This is a genomic window from Streptomyces sp. NPDC087428, assembly GCF_044744085.1.
Lineage (GTDB): Bacteria > Actinomycetota > Actinomycetes > Streptomycetales > Streptomycetaceae > Streptomyces.
The window spans coordinates 215121-238001 of record NZ_JBIUXR010000003.1; the positions used below are offsets into that span (position 1 = coordinate 215121).

23 protein-coding genes, 1 pseudogene and 1 riboswitch are annotated in these 22881 nt (G+C 69.1%); of the genes and pseudogenes, 15 read left to right on the top strand and 9 right to left on the bottom strand.

Annotation, left to right across the window (positions count from 1 at the left end; all coding sequences use genetic code 11):
- Nucleotides 1-24 precede the first annotated feature (24 nt).
- Together ACIO3R_RS08275 and ACIO3R_RS08280 are read left to right on the top strand one after the other, a co-directional pair.
- Complete coding sequence (locus tag ACIO3R_RS08275; protein WP_014048265.1) at nt 25-438, top strand: anti-sigma regulatory factor; 414 nt, start codon at nt 25-27, stop codon at nt 436-438.
- Nucleotides 399-1415, top strand: a pseudogene (locus ACIO3R_RS08280) (RNA polymerase sigma factor SigF); the annotation flags it as partial. The gene ACIO3R_RS08275 and the pseudogene ACIO3R_RS08280, both read left to right, overlap by 40 nt.
- Nucleotides 1416-1482: 67 nt before the next feature.
- On the opposite strand, the gene ACIO3R_RS08285 reads toward ACIO3R_RS08280, so the two are convergent.
- A complete protein-coding gene (locus ACIO3R_RS08285; protein WP_385025410.1) occupies nt 1483-1872 on the bottom strand; it encodes a hypothetical protein in 390 nt (129 codons plus the stop codon).
- A 235-nt stretch (nt 1873-2107) separates the two neighbouring features.
- Between ACIO3R_RS08285 and ACIO3R_RS08290 the strand changes: the two genes are divergently transcribed.
- Together ACIO3R_RS08290 and ACIO3R_RS08295 are read left to right on the top strand one after the other, a co-directional pair.
- The gene (locus ACIO3R_RS08290) at nt 2108-3076 is read left to right on the top strand and encodes a diacylglycerol/lipid kinase family protein (RefSeq protein WP_385025202.1); all 969 of its coding nucleotides are present in this window, start codon (nt 2108-2110) and stop codon (nt 3074-3076) included.
- Between the two features lie 319 nt (nt 3077-3395).
- Nucleotides 3396-3653, top strand: coding sequence for a WhiB family transcriptional regulator (locus ACIO3R_RS08295; protein ID WP_003953983.1), 258 nt, complete (start codon nt 3396-3398; stop codon nt 3651-3653).
- A 199-nt stretch (nt 3654-3852) separates the two neighbouring features.
- Here the strand turns inward: ACIO3R_RS08295 and ACIO3R_RS08300 are convergent, their stop codons facing one another.
- Together ACIO3R_RS08300 and ACIO3R_RS08305 are read right to left on the bottom strand one after the other, a co-directional pair.
- Nucleotides 3853-5319, bottom strand: coding sequence for a sensor histidine kinase (locus ACIO3R_RS08300; protein WP_385025413.1), 1467 nt, complete (start codon nt 5317-5319; stop codon nt 3853-3855).
- 360 nt (nt 5320-5679) lie between these two features.
- Nucleotides 5680-6750: an SIS domain-containing protein gene (locus ACIO3R_RS08305; RefSeq protein WP_385025205.1), complete on the bottom strand. Its 1071-nt coding sequence runs from the start codon at nt 6748-6750 to the stop codon at nt 5680-5682.
- Nucleotides 6751-6968: 218 nt separating this feature from the next.
- Here ACIO3R_RS08305 and nagB point away from each other — a divergent pair, with 218 nt between their 5' ends.
- Nucleotides 6969-7754: a glucosamine-6-phosphate deaminase gene (gene nagB, locus ACIO3R_RS08310; RefSeq protein WP_402104872.1), complete on the top strand. Its 786-nt coding sequence runs from the start codon at nt 6969-6971 to the stop codon at nt 7752-7754.
- 142 nt (nt 7755-7896) lie between these two features.
- Here nagB and ACIO3R_RS08315 read toward each other — a convergent pair whose 3' ends face one another.
- The 4 genes from ACIO3R_RS08315 to ACIO3R_RS08330 all read right to left on the bottom strand — a co-directional run bounded on the left by ACIO3R_RS08315 (nt 7897) and on the right by ACIO3R_RS08330 (nt 12720).
- The gene (locus ACIO3R_RS08315) at nt 7897-9432 is read right to left on the bottom strand and encodes a glycoside hydrolase family 3 protein (protein ID WP_385025208.1); all 1536 of its coding nucleotides are present in this window, start codon (nt 9430-9432) and stop codon (nt 7897-7899) included.
- 8 nt (nt 9433-9440) lie between these two features.
- The gene (locus ACIO3R_RS08320) at nt 9441-10298 is read right to left on the bottom strand and encodes a carbohydrate ABC transporter permease (RefSeq protein ID WP_363025809.1); all 858 of its coding nucleotides are present in this window, start codon (nt 10296-10298) and stop codon (nt 9441-9443) included.
- Nucleotides 10295-11290: a carbohydrate ABC transporter permease gene (locus ACIO3R_RS08325; RefSeq protein WP_385025212.1), complete on the bottom strand. Its 996-nt coding sequence runs from the start codon at nt 11288-11290 to the stop codon at nt 10295-10297. The genes ACIO3R_RS08320 and ACIO3R_RS08325 overlap by 4 nt, the downstream gene beginning before the upstream one ends.
- A gap of 128 nt (nt 11291-11418) precedes the next feature.
- Nucleotides 11419-12720 carry a sugar ABC transporter substrate-binding protein gene (locus tag ACIO3R_RS08330; protein ID WP_385025215.1) on the bottom strand — a complete coding sequence of 434 codons (1302 nt, stop codon included), beginning with the start codon at nt 12718-12720 and terminating at the stop codon, nt 11419-11421.
- A 281-nt stretch (nt 12721-13001) separates the two neighbouring features.
- Between ACIO3R_RS08330 and ACIO3R_RS08335 the strand changes: the two genes are divergently transcribed.
- From ACIO3R_RS08335 to ACIO3R_RS08360, 6 genes are all read left to right on the top strand, one after another.
- Nucleotides 13002-13772 (top strand): GntR family transcriptional regulator, encoded by a 771-nt coding sequence (locus ACIO3R_RS08335; RefSeq protein WP_123461562.1) that lies wholly within the window; start codon nt 13002-13004, stop codon nt 13770-13772.
- 331 nt (nt 13773-14103) lie between these two features.
- Entirely contained in the window at nt 14104-14310 is a 207-nt protein-coding gene (locus tag ACIO3R_RS08340) for a DUF3311 domain-containing protein (protein ID WP_037787228.1), read from the top strand.
- A complete protein-coding gene (gene mctP, locus ACIO3R_RS08345) occupies nt 14307-15935 on the top strand; it encodes a monocarboxylate uptake permease MctP (protein ID WP_402104499.1) in 1629 nt (542 codons plus the stop codon). Before ACIO3R_RS08340 ends, mctP begins: the two co-directional genes overlap by 4 nt.
- A gap of 121 nt (nt 15936-16056) precedes the next feature.
- On the top strand, nt 16057-16569 hold the full coding sequence (locus ACIO3R_RS08350; RefSeq protein WP_402104502.1) for a GNAT family N-acetyltransferase: 513 nt from the start codon (nt 16057-16059) through the stop codon (nt 16567-16569).
- A 52-nt stretch (nt 16570-16621) separates the two neighbouring features.
- A riboswitch (cobalamin riboswitch) is annotated at nt 16622-16759 on the top strand.
- Nucleotides 16760-16896: 137 nt separating this feature from the next.
- On the top strand, nt 16897-19323 hold the full coding sequence (locus tag ACIO3R_RS08355; RefSeq protein ID WP_402104505.1) for a ribonucleoside-diphosphate reductase subunit alpha: 2427 nt from the start codon (nt 16897-16899) through the stop codon (nt 19321-19323).
- Complete coding sequence (locus tag ACIO3R_RS08360) at nt 19323-20339, top strand: ribonucleotide-diphosphate reductase subunit beta (protein WP_363025798.1); 1017 nt, start codon at nt 19323-19325, stop codon at nt 20337-20339. Before ACIO3R_RS08355 ends, ACIO3R_RS08360 begins: the two co-directional genes overlap by 1 nt.
- A 68-nt stretch (nt 20340-20407) precedes the next feature.
- Here ACIO3R_RS08360 and ACIO3R_RS08365 read toward each other — a convergent pair whose 3' ends face one another.
- Both ACIO3R_RS08365 and ACIO3R_RS08370 read right to left on the bottom strand, forming a co-directional pair.
- Nucleotides 20408-20590, bottom strand: a complete 183-nt coding sequence (locus ACIO3R_RS08365; RefSeq protein ID WP_385025228.1) for a DUF397 domain-containing protein — start codon at nt 20588-20590, stop codon at nt 20408-20410.
- 89 nt (nt 20591-20679) lie between these two features.
- Nucleotides 20680-21441, bottom strand: coding sequence for a GntR family transcriptional regulator (locus tag ACIO3R_RS08370; RefSeq protein WP_385025231.1), 762 nt, complete (start codon nt 21439-21441; stop codon nt 20680-20682).
- Between the two features lie 291 nt (nt 21442-21732).
- Here ACIO3R_RS08370 and ACIO3R_RS08375 point away from each other — a divergent pair, with 291 nt between their 5' ends.
- The 4 genes from ACIO3R_RS08375 to ACIO3R_RS08390 are packed head-to-tail and all read left to right on the top strand — an operon-like array spanning nt 21733 to nt 22830.
- Nucleotides 21733-21993 carry a hypothetical protein gene (locus ACIO3R_RS08375; protein ID WP_385025234.1) on the top strand — a complete coding sequence of 87 codons (261 nt, stop codon included), beginning with the start codon at nt 21733-21735 and terminating at the stop codon, nt 21991-21993.
- Nucleotides 21990-22301: a hypothetical protein gene (locus tag ACIO3R_RS08380; RefSeq protein WP_402104510.1), complete on the top strand. Its 312-nt coding sequence runs from the start codon at nt 21990-21992 to the stop codon at nt 22299-22301. Before ACIO3R_RS08375 ends, ACIO3R_RS08380 begins: the two co-directional genes overlap by 4 nt.
- The gene (locus ACIO3R_RS08385) at nt 22298-22444 is read left to right on the top strand and encodes a hypothetical protein (RefSeq protein ID WP_385025430.1); all 147 of its coding nucleotides are present in this window, start codon (nt 22298-22300) and stop codon (nt 22442-22444) included. The genes ACIO3R_RS08380 and ACIO3R_RS08385 overlap by 4 nt, the downstream gene beginning before the upstream one ends.
- Complete coding sequence (locus tag ACIO3R_RS08390; protein ID WP_385025240.1) at nt 22441-22830, top strand: hypothetical protein; 390 nt, start codon at nt 22441-22443, stop codon at nt 22828-22830. The genes ACIO3R_RS08385 and ACIO3R_RS08390 overlap by 4 nt, the downstream gene beginning before the upstream one ends.
- Nucleotides 22831-22881 lie beyond the last annotated feature (51 nt).

Sequence of the window (22881 nt, forward strand, 5' to 3'; positions counted from 1 at the left end):
GTTTGTGCCACCTTGGAGGTGAGGGTGTCCCAGATCGCAGGCGAGCCCGGGAATCAGGACTTCGTAGAGGTCCGACTGCCCGCTGCGGGTGCCTACCTGTCGGTGTTGCGTACGGCCACGGCCGGCCTCGCAGCGCGCTTGGACTTCACTCTCGACGAGATCGAGGATCTTCGCATCGCGGTCGACGAGGCCTGCGCGATCCTGCTTCAGCAGGCCGTGCCCGGCTCCGTCCTCAGCTGCGTGTTCCGTCTCATCGACGACTCTCTCGAGGTGACGGTTTCGGCACCCACGACGGACGGACGGGCCCCGGAGCGCGACACCTTCGCCTGGACGGTGCTCTCCGCACTGGCGGGGAAGGTCGACTCCACGGTCGCCGATGACCGGACGGTCAGCATCAGCCTGTACAAACAGCGCGGCGCGGGACCCGGGCCGGCGTGAGCAACGGGAACGGGGACGGTCCTGTGCGGGACGAGACGATCCGACCAGGGGTGGTGCACGCAGCAGGCATCCCGGAGCAGCAGGCCCTGACTCATCCGGTGGACGAGGCGGACCTGCCCCGTGCGGTGGACGGGGCGGACGGGCCCGCTGGCCGTACGGTCGCGGTGGAGCAGTCGCAGGCGGAGCGGGCAGGCCAGATGAGCGAGCACGGGCACCACGATCCACACGACCGCAGCGGGGCGCGGGCGCTCTTCATCGAGCTGGGCAAGCTCCCCGAGGGCTCGCCCGAGAAGGCCGAACTGCGCAATCGGCTGGTGCGGATGCATCTGCCGCTCGTGGAGCACCTGGCCCGGCGTTTCCGCAACCGGGGCGAACCGCTGGACGATCTGACCCAGGTCGCCACGATCGGCCTGATCAAGTCGGTGGACCGGTTCGACCCGGAGCGGGGCGTCGAGTTCTCGACGTACGCCACGCCCACGGTCGTCGGCGAGATCAAGCGTCATTTCCGTGACAAGGGCTGGGCGGTGCGGGTGCCGCGCCGCCTCCAGGAACTGCGGCTCTCGCTGACCACGGCGACCGCGGAGCTCTCCCAGCAGCACGGCCGCTCCCCCACGGTGCACGAGCTGGCGGAGCGGCTCGGCATCTCCGAGGAAGAGGTCCTGGAGGGCCTGGAATCGGCCAATGCCTACAGCACGCTCTCGCTGGACGTGCCGGACACGGACGACGAGTCCCCCGCGGTCGCGGACACGCTCGGCTCCGAGGACGAGGCGCTGGAGGGGGTCGAGTACCGGGAGTCGCTCAAGCCGCTGCTGGAGGACCTGCCGCCGAGGGAGAAGCGGATTCTGCTGCTCCGGTTCTTCGGCAACATGACCCAGTCGCAGATCGCGCAGGAGGTCGGCATCTCGCAGATGCATGTCTCGCGGCTGCTGGCCCGGACTCTGGCCCAGCTGCGCGAGCGGCTGCTCGTCGAGGAGTAGCCGGTCGGTGCGCGGCCCCGGGAGACCGGCGGCCGCGCGGCGCCTGCCCGCGTTCCGCGCGCCCGCGTCAGGCGTCGGTGTCCGTGCCGGGCTCCGTGCCGGGCCTGCGGATGCCCAGGGCCTCGATCGTCGCCGGCCTGGCCAGCTGGAACAGCGCGGTCAGCGACACCGCCGCGAGGACGATCCCGGCCGGGATCAGCACACCGTGGGACCGCAGCAGCGTCCACGCCACCGGCAGCGCGATGATCTGGGTGATGAGGGCGGGGCCGCGGCTCCAGCTGCGCCGCAGCAGCAGTCCGCGGGCGGCGGCGAGCGGGATCACCCCGAGCGCGATCAGCGTCAGACCGCCCATTTCGGCCTGCTGCGGGCTGTCGGGGCGGCCGAGCAGCCCCATGACCAGCATGTAGATCCCGCCGATGACGAGGGCCGCGCCCTCAAGGGCGTTGAGTCCGGCCACGACCGTGATCCTGGCCGGCTTCGGCGGCTCGGCCAGAGGCATCGGCGAGGGCGCGTTCTCCTGAGTACTCACCCATGCAGGTTGGCACCCCGGACCCGCGAAAGTGAAGCCGGGGTCGGAACACCACCGGAACGGGGCGCTCCCGGTCGCCCCACCGCGCCCGGACCGTCACCGTGCGTGAGGGCCGCCGGGCAGGACTTCAGACCCATACCTCGCGGTAGGTAGTCTGACAGTCATGCGCGCACTCCTTGTGGTCAACCCAGCTGCCACCACCACCAGTGCGCGGACCCGTGACGTGCTCATTCACGCGCTGGCCAGCGAGATGAAGCTGGAGGCCGTGACCACCGAGTACCGCGGGCACGCCCGCGACCTGGGGCGCCAGGCAGCCGACAGCGACGACATCGATCTCGTGGTGGCGCTCGGCGGCGACGGCACGGTCAACGAGGTCGTGAACGGGCTGCTGCACAACGGCCCCGACATAGACAACCTTCCGAAGCTCGCCGTGGTTCCCGGTGGCTCCACCAATGTCTTCGCACGGGCACTCGGTCTGCCCAACGACGCCGTGGAGGCGACCGGCGCGATTCTGGACGCGCTGGCCAACCGCACGGAGCGCACCGTCGGCCTCGGCCTGGCGGCCGGCACCCCCGGCACGGAGGACGAATCGGTCCCGGAGCGCTGGTTCACGTTCTGCGCGGGCCTCGGATTCGACGCCGGTGTCATCGGCCGGGTCGAACAGCGGCGCGAACAGGGAAAGCGGTCGACCCATGCGCTGTACGTCCGCCAGGTGCTCCGCCAATTCCTGGAGGAACCGCACCGCCGGCAGGGAATGATCACGCTCGAAGTGCCCGGACAGAAACCGGTCACCGATCTCGCGCTCTCCATAATCTGCAATACGGCCCCCTGGACCTACCTGGGGAACCGCCCGATGTACGCCTCCCCGAAGGCCTCGTTCGACACCGCCCTGGACGTCCTCGGCCTGCAGCGGCTGTCGACGGCGGCGGTCACCCGGTACGCCACCCAGCTGCTCACTTCGAGCCCCGAGAAGGGGCCGCACGGTAAGCACGCGGTTTCACTGCATGACCTCACGGACTTCACCTTGCATTCAAAGGCTCCACTGCCCTTCCAGATGGACGGTGACCACCTGGGGGTGCGTACAAGTGTGACGTTCACAGGCGTACGCCGTGCACTGCGTGTGATTGTGTGAGTGGAAGGGACCAAAGTCCTTTAACTCGAACGTTTGGACTGGCTTCCACCCTCTAGAAGTACGGCTGTGACCTAGCCGACACCGAGGAATCAAAAAAAACTTTCCAGAAGGGGTTGTATCCGCCGCCGAGGTTTGCGAATCTCTACATGGCGATCGGGACGGCCCGCAACAACGGCCTCCACTGAGAGCCAGAACCCCTCCTCACTGCACAGGACCACATCCAGTTCATCTGGACGTCGGCCCTACACCTGCGGGGGGATTCGTGAAAGCGTTCACATTCACAAGCCACAGTACGTAATACCAAGGAGAGGTAGCAGCCATGGACTGGCGTCACAACGCCGTTTGTCGTGAGGAAGACCCGGAGCTGTTCTTCCCCATCGGCAACACCGGTCCTGCGCTGCTGCAGATCGAGGAAGCCAAGGCCGTCTGCCGTCGCTGCCCCGTCATGGAGCAGTGCCTGCAGTGGGCGCTCGAGTCCGGCCAGGACTCCGGCGTCTGGGGTGGCCTCAGCGAGGACGAGCGCCGCGCAATGAAGCGCCGCGCCGCTCGCAACCGGGCGCGCAACGCCAGCGCCTGACCGACGCCACCGCTACGAACCTCAGCCAGGCGGCGCGTACGGAGTGTACGCACCACCCCGCCCCCCGAGTCGCAGCGCGCAGTACCCCCGAAGCGCATGTCTGACCAGGAAGCCCGGACCGTGACCAACGGTCCGGGCTTCCTGCTGTGCGGATGTCCGGACCGGTCACGTTCACACCGCTCGGTGTGAACGCGCGGTACTACTTGTCGGTGCGGACCGGGATGTCGAGGATGACCTGGGTGCCGCGCTCGGGTGCCGGCACCATGCCGAACGTCCCGCTCAGCTCGCCCTCCACCAGCGTCCGCACGATCTGGAGCCCCAGATTGCCGGTGCGCTGCGGGTCGAACCCCTCGGGCAGACCGCACCCGTCGTCCTGAACGGTGATCAGCAGCCGGCCCTCCGTGGGCGAACCGCCCCGCACCGCCGAGACCTCGACGGTGCCGGACTCGGCGACTCCGAACGCGTGCTCCAGCGCGTTCTGCAGCACTTCGGTGAGGACCATCGCGAGCGGGGTGGCCACTTCGGCGTCGAGAATGCCGAAGCGTCCCGTACGGCGGCAGGTCACCTTGCCCGGCGAGATCTCGGCGACCATCGCGATGACCCGGTCGGCGATCTCGTCGAACTCCACCCGCTCGTCCAGATTCTGGGACAGCGTCTCATGGACGATGGCGATCGAACCGACGCGCCGCACCGCCTCGTTGAGCGCCTCGCGGCCCTGCTCGGAGTCCATCCGGCGGGCCTGGAGCCGCAACAGGGCGGCCACCGTCTGGAGGTTGTTCTTCACCCGGTGGTGGATCTCCCGGATGGTGGCGTCCTTGGTGATCAACTCACGCTCGCGGCGGCGCAGTTCTGTGACGTCGCGGAGCAGGACCAGGGAGCCGATCCGGACCCCCTTGGGCTTGAGCGGGATGGCGCGGAGCTGGATCACCCCGCCCGCGCACTCGACCTCGAACTCACGGGGCGCGTAACCGCTGGCGAGTTTGACCAGCGCCTCGTCCACCGGCCCCCGCGACGGCGCGAGTTCGGCGGTGATCCCGCCGAGGTGCTGTCCGACCAGGTCGGAGGCGAGGCCGAGACGGTGGTACGCGGAGAGGCCGTTGGGGCTGGCGTACTGGACGACCCCGTCGGCGTCGAGCCGGACCAGCCCGTCGCCGACCCGCGGCGACGCGTCCATGTCGACCTGCTGGCCGGGGAAGGGAAACGATCCGGCGGCGATCATCTGGGCCAGGTCGGAGGCGGACTGGAGGTAGGTGAGTTCGAGCCGGGACGGGGTGCGGACGGTGAGCAGGTTGGTGTTGCGGGCGATGACGCCCAGTACGCGGCCCTCCCGGCGCACGGGGATCGACTCGACCCGTACGGGGACCTCCTCGCGCCACTCCGGGTCGCCCTCGCGCACGATCCGGCCCTCGTCCAGCGCCGCGTCCAGCAGCGGACGGCGGCCGCGCGGCACCAGATGGCCGACCATGTCGTCCTGGTAGGAGGTGGGGCCGGTGTTGGGCCGCATCTGGGCGACCGACACATAGCGGGTGCCGTCGCGGGTGGGGACCCAGAGGACCAGGTCGGCGAAGGAGAGGTCGGAGAGCAGTTGCCACTCCGAGACCAGCAGATGGAGCCACTCGAGGTCGGTGTCACTCAGGGCTGTGTGCTGGCGGACGAGGTCGTTCATGGAGGGCACGCGAGCGAGCGTACCTGTGGATGCGCACAGGTACCGAACCGGACGGCCCCGCCGCACGTGCGGGAAGAAGGGCCAGAAATTGCCGTGCCCCACGGATGGACAGGGGCGAATGGTCTAGTCCACAATGCAGAAGACAGAGCCTCCGCTCTCCCCGCACAGGAGAGCGGATCGAGGTACCCGCGCTCTCTGCCCTGACTGCGCCGGTACCTCTCCCAGGCCGGGGGCACCGCACACCGCCGGCCGGGCGGACCGCCCGCGGGCGGTCTTACTCCGGGCTGCGGTGCTGGTCGGGCTGAGGGTCCCGGCCCGGCGCCGCGGCCCGCGGGTGTCTTCCGGGCCGTCCGGCCCCGGTCAGTGCGTCTCCGTGACCTTCGCGAGCGCGCGCGGCGCGTCCGGGTCCTGGCCGCGGGCGATCGTCACCTCGTACGCCAGCATCTGCAGCGGCAGGATCTCCAGGATCGGCTGGACCTCCTCCGCGACCCCTGCCGTCGGCAGCACGAAGCCCGCTGACGCCGTTTCCACCTGGGCCTTCGGGCCGACCACGAAGAGGTCGGCGCCCCGCCCGCGCAACCGGTCGAGGACCGGCTGGAGGGCCTCGCCGCCCCGGCCGTCGGTGACCACGGCGATGACCGGGGAGATGTTGTCGACCATGGCGAGCGGGCCGTGCAGCAGGTCGGCGCCGGAGTAGGAGAGGGCGGGGATGTAGCTCGTCTCCATCAGCTTCAGGGCGGCCTCCTTGGCCGTGGGATAGCCGTAGCCGCGCGAGGTGATCACCATGCGCTCGGCAAAGCGGTAGCGCGACGCCAGGGCCCTGACCTCGTCCCTGCGGCCCAGGATCGCCTCGGCGAGCTCCGGCAGGATCGCGGCCGCCGCACCGTCGCCGCCGCGCAGCCCCTCCACGAACAGGTACAGGGACAGCAGCGAGGCGGTGTACGTCTTGGTGGCCGGCAGGGCCTTCTCCGGGCCCGCCAGGATGTCGATGTGGTACTCGGAGACCGCCGCGAGCGGCGAGTCCGGGCTGTTGGTCACGGCCAGCGTCACCGCACCGGCCTCGCGCGCGGCCCTGGTGGACGCCACCAGGTCGGGCGAGCCGCCGGACTGGCTGACGGTGACGACCAGGACGTCCTTGAGGTCCGGCTTCGCGCCGTACGCGGTGGTGGTGGACATCGAGGCCAGGCCGCAGGGCAGTCCGAGCCTGATCTCGATCAGGTACTTCGCGTAGAGCGCGGCGTTGTCCGAGGTGCCGCGGGCGGTGAGCAGGACGAAGCGCGGCTTCCGTGCCGCGATCTCGGCCGCCACCGCCCGGATGGCCGGGGCCCCCTCGTCGAGGATGCGCCGGAGCATCGCGGGCTGCTCGGCCATCTCGCCGGACATGATCCGGCCGGGCAGCTCGCCCGCGCCTGCCGGGTACGTGGCGGACATGTCTGGTGCCTCCCGGGGATGTGCCGATGCGTCGGCCAAGTCGAACACGGGGCCCCGCGCACCCGCCAGCGGACGGCGCCCGGCGGGATTGCGGCACGCGTCGCCCACAGTTCGCCGGACGGGTACCCGGGGGCTGTGTCCCCGTGCCCGCGGTCTGCTAGATTAGGAGTTTGATTGGTCTATACCACATGCAGTCACTCCAGATCGGCAGGCCCCGCGTGGAAGTTGTCATCGTCCCGGACGCCAAGGCAGGCGGCGAACTGATCGCGGGGGCCATCGGCGCCCTGCTGAGCCGCAAGCCCGACGCCCTTCTCGGCGTTGCCACCGGCTCGACCCCGCTGCCCATCTACCAGGCGCTGGCGGCCCGGGTCCGCTCCGGTGCCGTGGACGCCTCGCGCGCCCGCATCTGCCAGCTCGACGAGTACGTCGGGCTGCCGGCCGGCCACCCGGAGTCGTACCGCTCCGTGGTGCTGCGCGAGGTCGTCGAGCCGCTCGGTCTCTCCGAGGCCTCGTTCATGGGCCCCGACGGCTCCGCCGAGGACGTCCAGGCCGCCTGCGAGGCCTACGACAAGGCCCTCGCCGCGGCCGGCGGGGTGGACCTCCAGCTGCTGGGCATCGGTACCGACGGCCACATCGGCTTCAACGAGCCGTGCTCCTCGCTCGCCTCCCGTACCCGGATCAAGACGCTCACCGAGCAGACCCGGGTCGACAACGCGCGCTTCTTCGACAACGACATCACGCAGGTGCCGCACCACGTGATCACCCAGGGCATCGGCACGATCCTGGAGTCCCGCCACCCGATCCTGCTCGCGACGGGCGAGGGCAAGGCCGAGGCCGTGGCGCAGACGGTCGAGGGGCCGGTCGCCTCGGTCGTGCCCGCGTCGGCGCTGCAGATGCATCCGCACGCGACGATCGTGGTCGACGAGGCGGCGGCGTCGAAGCTGAAGCTGGCGGACTACTTCCGCGCCACGTACGCGGCGAAGCCGCTGTGGCAGGGTATTTAGTCCTCTGCGGTACGTGAGAGGGGCCGGACACCCGCGTGGTGTCCGGCCCCTCTCACGTCTGTGCGGGTGCGTCGTGGTGGACGCCTGTCCTCAATCGCCGGACGGGCTTGATTCGGCCGCCCGGCGATTGGGGGAGAGAGGTTCAGACGGCGGTGATGACCTCTGCCGCTGCCAGGCCGCAGACCCTGGCCGCGCCGTGGGTGGCAATGTGGAAGGCTCCCCTGGGTTCGGCCTGGGGGACGCCCATCTCGACCACGATCGTGTCCGGACGGGCCGTCAGCAGCGCGTCCAGGGCCTCGGTCATCCACGGGTGGCGGTGCGCGTCACGGACGACCGCGACGATGCGCCGCTCCCCCGCGGCCCGCAGCACATCGGCCGCGAGGGCCTCGTGCTCGCCGTCGTACGTGTCCGTCCCGGTGCCCGGTGCCAGCCGGGCCAGTTCGGCGGCGACACCCCAGGGCGTCTCGTCGCCGACCGCGATGTTCGCGACCGGGGTGAGCGCGGCGACGTACGCCGGTCCGGTGAGCGGTTCGGCCGTGCCGGTCACCACGACCGCGCGGCGGGCCGCGACCAGGCCGATGTCGGAGCCGATGCCCGTGCTGCCCCCGGTGCCGGGCGCGGTCCCCTCCTGCGCTGCCGCACCCGGCTCCGGGACAGCCCCCCTGGCCCGCCGCGTCCAGGACGCGAGGGCCCGTACCCGTGCGGCCGCGTCGGCCAGCCGCTCCTCGGGCAGTTCACCGGCCCGGACCGCCGCGACGAGCGCGTCGCGCAGCCGGATCACCGTGCTGTCGTCGTCGAGGCCGCCGCCGACACAGAGCGCGTCGGCGCCCGCCGCGATCGCGAGGACCGAGCCGCGCTCGATCCCGTACGTCGAGGCGATGGCCTGCATCTCCACGGCGTCGGTGACGATCAGGCCGTCGTAACCCAGCTCCTCGCGCAGCAGACCGGTGAGGATCTGCGGGCTCAGTGTCGCCGGGCGGTGCGGGTCGAGCGCGGGAAGCAGGATGTGCGCGCTCATCACCGACTTGGAACCCGCCGCGATCGCCGCCCGGAAAGGCACCAGTTCACGGGCGTGCAGGGTTTCCAGGTCCACATCGATGCGCGGCAGCGCGTGGTGCGAGTCGACCGCGGTGTCGCCGTGCCCGGGGAAGTGCTTGGTGCAGGCGGCGACGCCGGCGGCCTGGAGGCCCTCGACGTACGCGGCGGTGTGCCGGGCGACCAGCTGGGGTTCGGCGCCGAAGGACCGCACGCCGATGACCGGGTTGCCGGGATTGGAGTTGACGTCCGCGGACGGCGCCCAGTTGAGGTTGACACCGCAGTCGGCGAGCCGGCGGCCCAGCTCCCGGGCGACGGCGCGGGTCAGTGCCACGTCGTCGACGGAGCCGAGCGCCAGGTTGCCGGGGAAGGAGGAGCCGTGCCGCACCTCGAGCCGGGTGACGTCGCCGCCCTCCTCGTCGATCGCGACGAGCACGTCGTCGCGTTCGGCGCGGAGTTGGGCGGTGAGCGCGGAAAGCTGCTCGGGCGTCTCGATGTTGCGGCCGAACAGGCCGACGGAGGAGAGGCCTTCGCCGACCCGGCGCAGCAGCCAGTCCGGGGCGGTGGTGCCCGTGAAGCCCGGCTGCAGAACGGCGAGGGCGTCGCGGGTGACGGTGTCCGTGGTGGAGACGAGGGTGGTCATGGGTGGCGTTATCCCTTCACGGCACCGGAAGTGAGGCCGGTCGCCATGTACTTCTGCACCAGCAGGAAGAAGGCCACGACCGGGATCGCGATCAGGGTCGAGGCGGCCATCAGCGCGCCGTAGTCGATGCCTCGCGAGGTCGTGAAGTTCATCAGCCACACGTTGAGGGTGTACTTGTCGTTGTCCTGGAGGACAACGTAGGCGAGGAGGTACTCGTTCCAGGCGGTGATCAGCGAGAAGATCGACGCGGCGGCGAGGCCCGGGGCCAGCAGCGGGAAGGTGATCCGCCAGAAGGCGCCCATCCGGCTGCAGCCGTCGACCATGGCCGACTCCTCCAGCTCCGGCGGGATGTTGATCACGAAGCCGCGGATCATCCACGTCGCGAACGGCAGCGTGGAGACGAGGTAGATGACGATGACGCCCCAGTACTCGTTCAGCCCGCCGAGGTCGTTGAGCTGGATGTAGATGGGGATGAGCATCGCCGTCGGGGGCAGCAGCTGGACGACGAGCAGCACGATCATGAAGAACTTGCGGCCGCGGAACCGGAAGCGGCCGATCGCGAACGCGGCGATCGTGGCGAGCAGCATGCCGCCGAGCACGGCGACGCCGCAGACGATCAGGCTGGACTCGATGGCCGTACCGAAGTTCGGCTGCTTGATGGCGCGGGAGAAGTTGTCGAAGGTGATCGACGTGGGCCAGAGCGTCTGGTCGTAGCTGCGGATCTCGGCGTTCGGCCGCAGGGAGCTGATGACCAGCCAGTAGACCGGGAAGGCCATCAGCACGAAGGCGACGAGGCCCGCGATGTTGTAGCCGATGCGGTGCTTCTTGCGGTCCTGGCGAAGGACCTGGGGGGTGGAGGCGCTCACTCGACCTCTCCGATCTTGAGCAGCTGGCGCAGGTAGTACACGGCGACTCCGGACAGCAGCAGGACCGTGATGAGCGAGATGGCGGCGCCCTGGCTGAACGAGTTGGACTCGAATGCCTTCTCGAACGAATAGATACCGAGAACCGAGTACTCCGGTTCCGGCTTGTTGCCGCGCATCAGGAAGATCTGGCCGAAGACGTTGAAGTCCCAGAGCACGGAGAGCGTGGCGACCATCTGGAAGACGGGCTTGATGACCGGCCAGGTCACGTAGCGGAAGACGCCTGTCGTGCCGGCGCCGTCGAGCGAGGCAGCCTCTTCGAGTTCCTTGGGAACCTGGGTCAGTGCGGCGTACAGGGTGACGGAGACGAAGGGGATGGCGCCCCAGACGACGACCGCGCCGATGATGACGAAGCCCTGCTTGGGGTCGAGGAACCAGTTGTGGCCCTGTGCGTCGATCCCCAGGTATTTGGTCAGCACCATGTTGATGACGCCGTAGTCGGAGTCGGCGAACCAGCGGAAGATCGAGGTGGCGACCAGCAGCGGCATCGACCAGGCGGCGACCAGCGCGGCGGTCAGCAGCAGCCGGACCCAGGTGGACATCCGCTGCATGAGCATGGCGAGGCCGAGGCCCGCGACCATGGTGACGAGGACGCAGACCACCATGAAGATGATGGTCCGCCAGACGACGTCCCAGAACTCGCTGTCCCCGAGGATGTTGGTGAACTGGTCGAAGCCCACCCAGGGGGCCGCGGAACCGGACCACAGCTCGCGGCGGCCCACGTCCTGGAAGGACATGATGACCGTCTTGATGAAGGGCCAGACGAAGACTGCGGCGATGGCGATGAACGCCGGTGCTATGAGGAGGTACGGCAGCAGAGCGCCGGCCTTCCGCGGTTTACGGTTCACGTTCTTCGCGAGCTGAGGATCCGCACCCTCAGGGGCCCGCGGGACGGACACCGGCGGGTCGGCTGCTTTCATGTCGGCGGCACTCATTGTGCTTGCCTTCCGTTTCGGACCGGGTACCGGAGGGCGGGGGTGACAGTCCCTTTCGGGCCCGTCACCCCCGCAGACGATCAGGTGAACCGGTGACTCGTGCGGTCACCGGTTCGAGGCCTGAGAGCTCAGGACTCCTTGTTGATCATCGAGTCGATCTCCGCGTCGGCCGCCTTGGTGGCCTCCTCGACCGACTTGCCCTTGATGATGTCGAGCAGCATGATCTCGAGGGTTTCCTTCTTCTCGATCGCCGTCCAGCCCGGGGCGATCGGAGTGAACCAGGCGTCCGGCACGGCGTTGGCGATGGCCGCGGTCTCCGGCTTGGCCTTCAGGGGCTCAAGCTGCTTGGTGTTGTTCGGAAGGATGTTCTTCGAGGCGAGGACCTCCTCCGACTTCTCGGAGGTGAACATCGAGATCCACTCCTCGCCGAGGTCCTGGATCTTCGACTTGGAGATGGTGGCGAGGTCGGAGCCGCCGATGAAGGAGGGGAGCGCCTTGCCGTTCGGGCCGGGCATGCCCGCGGTGCCGATCTTGTCGGTCAGCTTCGGGTTGCCGTTCGCCTTGGAGTCGACGACGCTGCCGGCCTCCCAGCCGTTGCCGTAGAGAAGAGCGGTCTTCTCGTTGGCCATGACGTTGGCGTGGTCCGCCTCGTCCTTCGTCTTGTCACCGTGGTTGTACTTCTTGACCAGGTCGACGAAGTCCGTGATGCCCTTCTGGGACTCCGGGGTCGACAGAGTGGACTTCCACTCCTTCTTGCCCTCGTCGTACTTGGCGATCTGGCCGCCCTCGGCAGCGACGTAGGACATCGCGGCGTACCAGTAGCGGCCCGGCAGGTACAGCGGCGAGAACGCCTTGTCCTTGCCGTACTTCTTGCCGATCTTGTCCAGCGCGGCGGTCAGGTCGTCCTGGGTGTCGGGGAGGGTGTCCTTGCCGGTGCCGGCCTTGAACATGTCCTTGTTGTAGATCGCCACGCGGGCGCCGGCGTAGTAAGGAACGCAGTACTGCTTGCCCTCGAAGGCGCACGTGTCCTTCAGACCCTTGATCCAGGTGTCCGAGTTCTCGTACTTCTTCGGGTCGATCTCGCCGAGTGCCCCGTTGAGGATGTACGTCATGGTCTCGGTGTTGCCGAGCTCCACGACGTCGGGGAACTTGTCGCCGGCCAGGGCGGCGTCGAGCTTCTTGGCCTTGTCGGCCCAGGTCTGGTACTGAACGTTGACCTTGACGTTGGGGTACTTCGTCTTGAACTGGGTATTGACATCCTTCACCAGTTCAGGCCACGTGCTCTGCGCGTCCGACATCAGCCAGACGGTGAGCGATTCGTTGCGGTCCTTCGGGTCCTTCGACGATGCCTTGTCGTCGTCCGAACCACACGCTGCGATCGAAACCAACATGCCCGCGACGCCGATCGCCGCGATGAGCTTGCGCTTCACGCCACCCTCCTCAGGGATGCTGCAACCCCTGCCCACCGCGCAAAACACGTCGACGAGTACTGCTGGGGCTGGAACCTGGTCTTTAATGGTTTAGACCAGTACCGGGAGCTTGGCCTAGACCTTTAGGGGTGTCAAGGGTGTATAAGAAGTGCACTCGCGTCCGTTATAGGACCGACATCTGAGGGAGGGCGACGAGCCGTGACGGGACCGTGCCACCATGTGAGCCGCGACAGACGGAGGAGCCGGTGACGGCAGCAACGCAGCAGTCGGGAAGGCGGGCCATGGGTGCCGACGGGGGCAGTACGGAGAACGAGACGGGCGCGAGCGCGGGTACGCGCACCGCGCGCGTCCCGAAGTACTACCGGCTGAAGCGACATCTCCTCGACATGACGGACACGATGCCGCCGGGCACCCCCGTGCCCCCGGAGCGGACCCTGGCCGCAGAGTTCGACACCTCGCGCACCACCGTGCGCCAGGCGCTCCAGGAACTGGTCGTCGAGGGCCGGCTGGAGCGCATCCAGGGCAAGGGCACCTTCGTCGCCAAGCCGAAGGTCTCACAGGCCCTGCAACTCACCTCGTACACCGAGGACATGCGCGCCCAGGGGCTGGAACCGACGTCCCAGCTACTGGACATCGGCTATGTCACGGCGGACGACACGCTCGCCGGGCTCCTCGACATCACGACCGGCGGACGCGTACTGCGCATCGAGCGGCTGCGGCTGGCGAGCGGTGAGCCGATGGCGATCGAGACCACGCACCTTTCGGCCAAACGCTTCCCCGCGCTGCGACGCTCGCTGGTGAAGTACACCTCTCTCTACACGGCCCTGGCCGAGGTGTACGACGTGCGGCTGGCCGAGGCCGAGGAGACCATCGAGACCTCACTCGCCACCCCGAGCGAGGCCGGGCTGCTCGGTACGGACGTGGGTCTGCCGATGCTGATGCTGTCCCGGCACTCGCTGGACGAACAGGGCGAGCCGGTCGAGTGGGTCCGCTCGGTCTACCGCGGCGACCGCTACAAGTTCGTGGCCCGCCTGAAGCGTCCGCTGGACTGAACGGGCACCACCCCGGCACAGCATCCGGAAAGCCCCCGTGGACGCGCTTCCACGGGGGCTTTCCGCTCTCCGGCCGACCCCTCAGTACCGCCATTGGTCTGAACCAACTCTCGCGCACCCAGAGCCATTTGGGCGAACCCCTCCCGGACGGAAGACCGTTGCCGGACCGCAATGCGGACAGGGGGTGACGCTGGCACGGGCGCTCACTTAGATTTCCCTGCGCGTTACAACAGGTGATCAGCGAGGGGACGGAGTCGCCGCCATGCCAGCAGACCCAGAAGGAAAGCCAGCGGACCCAGGAGGAAGGCCACCCACGGTCACACCCGTGCGGGTGGTCATCGCCCTCTGCCTCATCGCGCCGTTCGTGGCGATGCTCTGGGTGAGTTCGTACGCCAAGATCGACCCGACCTTCATCGGTATCCCGTTCTTCTACTGGTACCAGATGCTCTGGGTGCTGATCTCGACCGCGCTCACGATGATCGCGTACAAGCTGTGGCAGCGTGACCAGCGCGCCCGCAAGGGGGGTGCGTCGGCATGAAGGACGGCGTGAACGGCGTCGCGCTCGGCGTCTTCATCTTCTTCTTCCTGGCCGTGACGGTCGTCGGCTTCATGGCGGCCCGCTGGCGCAAGGCGGAGAACGAGGCCAGTCTCGACGAATGGGGCCTGGGCGGACGGTCGTTCGGCACCTGGGTCACCTGGTTCCTGCTCGGTGGCGACCTCTACACCGCGTACACCTTCGTCGCCGTACCCGCGGCGATCTACGCGGCGGGCGCGGCCGGCTTCTTCGCGGTGCCCTACACCATCCTGGTGTACCCGCTGATCTTCACCTTCCTGCCGCGGCTGTGGTCGGTCTCGCACAAGCACGGCTACGTCACCACCTCGGACTTCGTCCGCGGCCGCTTCGGCTCCAAGGGGCTCTCCCTCGCCGTCGCGGTCACCGGCATCCTCGCCACCATGCCGTACATCGCGCTCCAGCTCGTCGGCATCCAGGCGGTGCTCGACGTGATGGGCGTCGGCGGCGGCGAGAACACGCACTGGTTCATCAAGGACCTGCCGCTGCTGATCGCGTTCGCGGTGCTCGCCGCCTACACGTACTCCTCGGGCCTGCGCGCGCCCGCGCTGATCGCCTTCGTCAAGGACGGGCTGATCTACCTGGTCATCCTCGTGGCGATCATCTACATCCCGATCAAGCTCGGCGGCTTCCACGACATCTTCGCCTCCGCGCAGGAGAAGTTCGCGGGTCCGCCGGGGGGCAAGCCGACCGGCGCGCTCGCGCCCGGCGTGAACGGCCAGTGGGGCTACGCCACGCTGGCGCTGGGCTCGGCGCTGGCGCTCTTCATGTACCCGCACTCGATCACGGCGACGCTCTCCAGCCGCAGCCGCAACGTGATCCGCCGCAACACCACGATCCTGCCGCTGTACTCGCTGATGCTGGGCCTGCTCGCACTCCTCGGCTTCATGGCCATCGCCGCCGGGGTCAAGGTGGACAACGGCCAGCTGGCGATCCCGCAGCTCTTCGAGAACATGTTCCCCGACTGGTTCGCGGGCGTGGCGTTCGCGGCCATCGGCATCGGCGCGCTGGTCCCCGCGGCGATCATGTCGATCGCGGCGGCGAACCTGTTCACCCGGAACATCTACAAGGACTTCCTGAAGCCCGACGCGACACCCGCCCAGGAAACCAAGGTCTCCAAGCTGGTGTCGCTGCTGGTGAAGGTCGGCGCGCTCGCCTTCGTCCTCACCATGGACAAGACGGTCGCGATCAACTTCCAGCTGCTCGGCGGGATCTGGATCCTCCAGACGATGCCGGCCCTGGTCGGCGGCCTGTTCACCCGGTGGTTCCACCGCTGGGCCCTCCTCGCGGGCTGGGCGGTCGGTATGATCTACGGGACCGCCGCCGCCTACGGAGTCGCCAGCCCCACCCAGGCGCACTTTGGGGGGTCCTCCAAGGAGATCCCGGGCATCGGCGAGATCGGCTACATCGGCCTGACGGCGTTCGTGCTGAACGTCGTGGTCACCGTCGTCCTCACCTTCGTCCTGAACGCCGTGAAGGCGCCTGCCGGGGTCGACGAGACCTCGCCCGACGACTACACCGCGGACGCGGGCGACCCGGGCGTGAAGACCGAGCTCCCGCCGGCCACGGCCGGGGCGCCCGGCGGTCACTGACCCGCCCCGCCACGGGCCGCCGCACCCCCCGCACCGGGGTACGGCGGCCCGTTCGCGTACCGGGCGCGGGGGCCCGGGAATTCCCGCGACCGAGCACGCGGAGTGCGGCACACTTCCGGGCATGGACATCACCATCAGGCCGGTCGGGCCCGCCGAGCACACGGTCCTCGGCGAAATCACCGCAGAGGCCTATCTCGGGGACGGGCTGCTGGACTTCGGCGCCGACGACCCCTATCTGGTGCAGCTGCGGGACGTCGCCCGGCGGGCCGCGGAGGCCGAGGTGCTCGTCGCGGCGGACGCATCGGGGCGGGTGCTCGGCGGCGTGACGTACGCACCGCCGGGGAACCGGTGGGCGGACATCGCGGCCGCCGACGAGGCCGAGTTCCGGATGCTCGCGGTCTCCCGCGAGGCCCGTGGGGCCGGGGCGGGCGAGGCGCTCGTCCGGGCCTGTATCGAGCGCGCACGGGCCACCGCGGGGGTCACGGGGATCGCGCTGTCGACGCAGCCGGGCATGCGCGGAGCCCATAGGATCTACGGGCGCCTCGGCTTCGTACGGACCCCGGAAAGGGACTGGTATCCCATCGAGGGGCTCTCGCTGCTGACCTACCGCCTGGACCTCCTGCCGACGTCATGACGTCGCGCCGTTGAGTCGCGCGACACAACATGTGGGGGCTGCCGCATCGGGCTGCCCCCACATGTATGCTCGTGCTCGCTGTCGCCGCAGGGAAATCCGGTGCGAATCCGGAACTGTCCCGCAACGGTATGTTCGGTGCGCTTTTGCGCACCCGTGAGTCCGAGGACCTGCCGACAGCGCATCCGGCTCGACCGATCCGGATGCCCAGATGTCCGGGCCTCGTGGATGGGCCGGTGGACGCCGCACGGAGTACTGCCCCAGGGCCCGGCTCCGCCCGGCTGCCCCCGTTCCCCCGCCGGCCCAGAGCCGAGCGAGGGAGAGCACCACGTGACCATCGCGCCAGCCGATCCGGTTTCAGCGGCCGAGTCCGAAGCAGTCGAGTCCGGGACGGACCGGTCCGCGGCACCCGCGAAGGACGGACCGGGAACCGCGTTGCTGCGCACCCTCACCGACCTGACCGCGGATCTGCCCGACACCGACCCCGGACGCGTCGCCGGCGCCGCACTGCGCGGCCGCAACGCCCGGTCGGACGAGGCCGAGCTGCGCTCGCTGGCCACCGAGGCCGCCGCGGGCCTGATCTCGGAGGACCCCGCCTACTCCCGGCTCGCCGCCCGCCTCCTCACCCGCTCGATCGCGGACGAGGCGGCCGGACAGGGCGCGACGGCCTTCTCCGCGTCGGTCGCCGTCGGGCACCGCGAGGGCCTGATCGCGGACCGCACCGCCGAGTTCGTGACGCTCCACGCGGCCGCCCTCGACGCACTGGTGGGACAGGCCCTCGCCGACGGCGCCGACGACCGCTTCGGCTACTTCGGGCTGCGCACCCTGCACAGCCGCTACCTGCTGCGCCACCCGCTGACCCGCCAGGTCGTCGAGACCCCGCAGCACTTCATGCTCCGGGTCGCCGCCGGGCTCGCCGAGGACAACTCCGAGCGCGCCCTGGACGAGGTCGCCGCGCTCTACCGGCTGATGAGCCGGCTGGACTACCTGCCCTCCTCCCCCACGCTCTTCAACTCCGGCACCCGGCACCCGCAGATGTCCTCCTGCTACCTGCTGGACTCGCCGCTGGACGAGCTGGACTCGATCTACGACCGCTACCACCAGGTGGCGCGGCTGTCCAAGCACGCGGGCGGCATCGGCCTCTCGTACTCCCGCATCCGCGCCCGCGGTTCACTGATCCGGGGCACCAACGGGCACTCCAACGGCATCGTCCCGTTCCTCAAGACGCTCGACGCGTCCGTCGCCGCGGTGAACCAGGGCGGCCGGCGCAAGGGCGCCGCCGCGGTCTACCTGGAGACCTGGCACGCGGACATCGAGGAGTTCCTGGAGCTGCGCGACAACACGGGTGAGGACCAGCGGCGCACGCACAACCTCAACCTGGCGCACTGGATCCCGGACGAGTTCATGCGCCGGGTCGACACGGACGGCACCTGGTCGCTGTTCTCCCCGGCCGACGTGCCCGAGCTGGTCGACCTGTGGGGCGACGCGTTCGACGCCGCGTACCGGGCGGCCGAGGCCAAGGGCCTGGCCCGCAAGACGATGCCGGCCCGTGAGCTGTACGGCCGGATGATGCGGACGCTCGCACAGACCGGCCAGGGCTGGATGACGTTCAAGGACGCCTCCAACCGGACCGCGAACCAGACCGCCGAGCCCGGCCGCGTCGTGCACTCGTCGAACCTGTGCACGGAGATCCTCGAAGTCACCGACGACGGCGAGACGGCCGTCTGCAACCTGGGTTCGGTCAACCTCGGCGCGTTCGTCGCCGACGGCACCATCGACTGGGAACGCCTGGACGCCACCGTCCGTACCGCGGTGACCTTCCTCGACCGGGTCGTCGACATCAACTTCTACCCGACCGAGCAGGCGGGCCGCTCCAACGCCCGCTGGCGGCCGGTGGGCCTGGGCGCGATGGGTCTCCAGGACGTCTTCTTCCAGCTGCGCCTGCCGTTCGACTCCCCCGAGGCACGGGCCCTGTCGACGAAGATCTCCGAGCGGATCATGCTCGCCGCGTACGAGGCCTCCTGCGCGCTCGCCGAGCGCTCGGGCCCGCTGCCCGCCTGGTCCGAGACGCGGGCCGCCCGCGGGGTGCTGCACCCGGACCACTACGACACCGAGCTGAACTGGCCGGAGCGCTGGGACGCGCTGCGCGCCCGGGTCGCGAAGAGCGGGATGCGCAACTCGCTGCTGCTCGCCATCGCGCCGACGGCGACGATCGCCTCCATCGCGGGCGTGTACGAGTGCATCGAGCCGCAGGTCTCCAACCTCTTCAAGCGCGAGACGCTCAGCGGGGAGTTCCTCCAGGTCAACGCGTACCTGGTGGACGAGCTGAAGAGGCTCGGCGTGTGGGACGCGCGGACCCGTGAGGCGCTGCGCGAGGCGAGCGGCTCGGTGCAGGGCTTCGCGTGGATCCCCGAGGACGTACGGGCGCTGTACCGCACGGCGTGGGAGATCCCGCAGCGCGGACTGATCGACATGGCGGCGGCCCGTACGCCGTTCCTCGACCAGAGCCAGTCGCTGAACCTGTTCCTGGAGACGCCGACGATCGGCAAGCTCTCCTCGATGTACGCGTACGCCTGGAAGCAGGGGCTGAAGACGACGTACTACCTGCGCTCGCGCCCGGCGACGCGGATCGCGCGGGCCGCGTCCGGCCAGGCCGCTGCCGCCGCCCCCATTCCCGTACAGCAGGCGGCCGCGCCCGACGCCGACGCGCTCGCCTGCTCCCTCGAAAACCCCGAGTCCTGCGAGGCCTGCCAGTAATGAGCACATCCGAGAACAAGAACCTGCTCGACCCGGGCTTCGAACTGACCCTGCGGCCCATGCGCTACCCGGACTTCTACGAGCGCTACCGGGACGCGATCAAGAACACCTGGACGGTGGAGGAGGTCGACCTCCACTCCGACGTCTCCGACCTCGCCAAGCTGTCGCCGGGCGAGCAGCACATGATCGGGCGGCTCGTCGCGTTCTTCGCGACCGGTGACTCGATCGTCTCCAACAACCTCGTGCTGACGCTGTACAAGCACATCAACTCCCCCGAGGCGCGGCTGTACCTGTCGCGGCAGCTCTTCGAGGAGGCCGTGCACGTCCAGTTCTATCTGACGCTGCTCGACACCTATCTGCCCGATCCGGACGACCGGGCGGCCGCGTTCGACGCGGTCGAGGAGATCCCCTCGATCCGTGAGAAGGCGCAGTTCTGCTTCAAGTGGATGGACTCCGTCGAGAAGATGGACCAGCTGGAGACGCAGGCCGACCGGCGCCGCTTCCTGCTGAACCTGATCTGCTTCGCGGCGTGCATCGAGGGGCTGTTCTTCTACGGCGCGTTCGCGTACGTCTACTGGTTCCGCTCGCGCGGCCTGCTGCACGGTCTCGCCACGGGGACGAACTGGGTCTTCCGTGACGAGACCATGCACATGAGCTTCGCGTTCGAGGTCGTGGACACCGTCCGCAAGGAGGAGCCGGAGCTCTTCGACGACGCCCTCCAGCAGCAGGTCACCGACATGCTGAAGGAGGCCGTCGAGGCGGAGCTCCAGTTCGGCCGCGACCTGTGCGGCGAGGGGCTGCCGGGCATGAACACCGAGTCCATGCGCGAGTACCTGGAGTGCGTCGCCGACCAGCGGCTCGCCCGGCTGGGCTTCCCCGCGGTGTACGGCTCGCAGAACCCGTTCTCGTTCATGGAGCTCCAGGGCGTCCAGGAGCTGACGAACTTCTTCGAGCGCCGCCCCTCCGCGTACCAGGTGGCGGTCGAGGGCACGGTCGGCTTCGACGACGAGTTCTAGATCCCGCTCTTACGGCAGCGCCGCTCCACTGTGCGTCCGGCATGGTGGGGCGGCGCTGTGGCCTTGAGTCAGGCGGCGTCGAACGTTCCGGCCCGCACGCCGGCGACGAACGCAGAGCACGCGGCCGTACGGACGTCGGCCACCAGGCCATCCACGCACTTGGAGTCACGGACCGGGGCAATGCCTCGGCAGGCGACGAGGTTGGCGGCCACCGCGACGCAGTCGCCGCCGTTGGTGCTGTACGAGGACATGACCCACCGGGGGATTCGGCCCCTACGAGGTCGACAGCAGAACGCCTCATAATGCACGCAAGGTGGGGCGGTTCTCGAAACTGGACCTGTCACGCGTCGAAGTCGTACTCCAGGACGTAAGCCGCCGCGTCCAGGACCATCTCGTTGACCTCCACGGGGCGGCGGCCCTCCTCCGCGAACGCGGTCCGGCAGATGAGCATGACGGGCGTACCCGCCGGAAGGCTCAGCTGCGACGCCTCCTCCGGCAGAGGCATCCGAGAGCGGATCTCCTCCCGGAAGTGGACCGGGGCGTGGCCCAGTTCGGCCAGTCGCGCGTAGATGCCTCCCTGGCCCGTGTCCGGCTGGGTGATGGCTGAGCCCGCGACCAGGGATGCGGGGAGGTACGAGGTCGACAGCAGTACCGGCTTACCGTCCAGGACGAACCGGCGGCTCCTGATGCAGACCTTCTCGCCCACCTCAAGGCCGAGCACCCGCGCTGCATTCTCCGAGGCGATCCCCTCACGTACTTCCACCTGATCCACCGCCAGGTCCCGCCCCTGAAGGTCCGCTTCCCAGACAGAGCGTCCAGACCCCCACTGCTCGCTCGCCAACCGCTGAATCCCACTCCGCCTCAATGGCTGGAAGGCCCGAACGAAAACGCCCACGCCTTTCCGGGCTTCCGTCAGCCCTTCGCTCTGGAGCACGCTCAGCGCCTGCCGAACCGTCATGCGCGCTACGCCGTAATGCGCCATGAGGTCGTTCTCGCCTGGGAGACGGCTCCCCGTCCCCAATGCTCCAGACCGAATCTCCGCCTTCAAGGCGTTCGCGATCCGCTGGTACTTGGGCTCACGGCGGCCGGCGTCGGTGGCCATCAACGGGTTCCTCTCCTTTCCGGACAGCTTAGGCCCGCCAGTCACTCACGCGACATCCGGGCACGACCCCGTGCGCCGGTCAGCTGGCCTACCTGGGCGTTTGCAAGTGGTGCATGAGTCGACTCACGCACCACCTACCCAGATGCGAACAGCAGAACTACACGAATGCAAGCCGATCGTTTGACATCTCTAGAGACCTCTAGTTCTCTAGAGATGTCACGAGATTCGGCCCCGCGCTGAGCGACTCCATCTGTCGCCCGGCAAACACTGCGACGGCACGAGGAGCGATCGATGCACGGCGAGAACTTACGTCCGCATATCCAGGAACCCCCTGACCTCCCCGTCCCTGGAACCCTCCTGGTCGACACCAGCCGCAACAACCGCGTCGGCGAGTTCCGAGGGGTCGCCGGCTTCTACTGGTCGCTGCGGCCGATGGCCGGCGGCACCGAGTGGGAGGCCGAGCCCCGTTACGTACGGCCCGCGCTCCCCATAGAGCAGCTCCGCGCCCGTGCCGCGCGGGCCAACGCCCGCAGCCGGGGGGAGGTTCTGTGAACCCCGTCGTACGGTTGCGGGCTCGGCTGGTCCTTCTCCTCGGAGCCGCCGAGATTCACCTACGGCTCCGGCTCCCCCAGCTCACCTGGGCACTCACCCGGCGTTCGCACCACCCCGCCAGGCCCTTCGACGAACTCGTACGCATCGAATCCGACCCCGCCTATCGGGCCCTGTTCTTCGCGGAGTTGGACGCGGCCCTCGGCGAACGCCTCGCCGCCCACACCGACGTGCTGGAGGAGATCGAGGCGGCGGCCGACCGGCTCCGGGACCTGCTCATCGACTCCGGCGACCACGAGCGTGCCTCATGAACCGCCTGGGTTACGCCGCCGAGGTCACCGTGTCGGACAGGCAGCGGTTCGCCTCGCTCGGTGGCGTCACCGTACGCAACCGGCGGCTCGCCCTCGTGCCCGACGGCACCACAGACGATCTACGAGGAGGCCCCCAGCCATGAACCAGTGCACCGCCGTCGCCCTCCTCCCACCCCCGGACAACGTCGTCGCCCTGTCCGTCCCCGGACACCGCCCCGAAGCCGGATACATCCTCTGTGAACTCGGCGAGGACCACGACGACCAGCACGCCACCATGCTCTGGGACGAGGGCGGGCGGCCCGGAAGTGCCGTCTGGGTCCGATGGAAGGGCGCAGGGCACGCCCGGCTCACGCCGCTCCCCTGGTGTTCCGCGCGCGATCCCTTCAACGAAGCCTGCGAACTCTTCGCCGCACACCCCTCCGCACACAGCTGGGGCGTCACCGACCCCACCGATGAAGCCATCACCCACAGCCTCGCCCATCAGCATCCTCATCTGCTCCCCGAGTACCGGGACGAGGACGGGAGGTAGGGCTTTTCGTTTGGATCAGGCTGAATCAGGGAGCGGGGTCTGGTGCCGTGC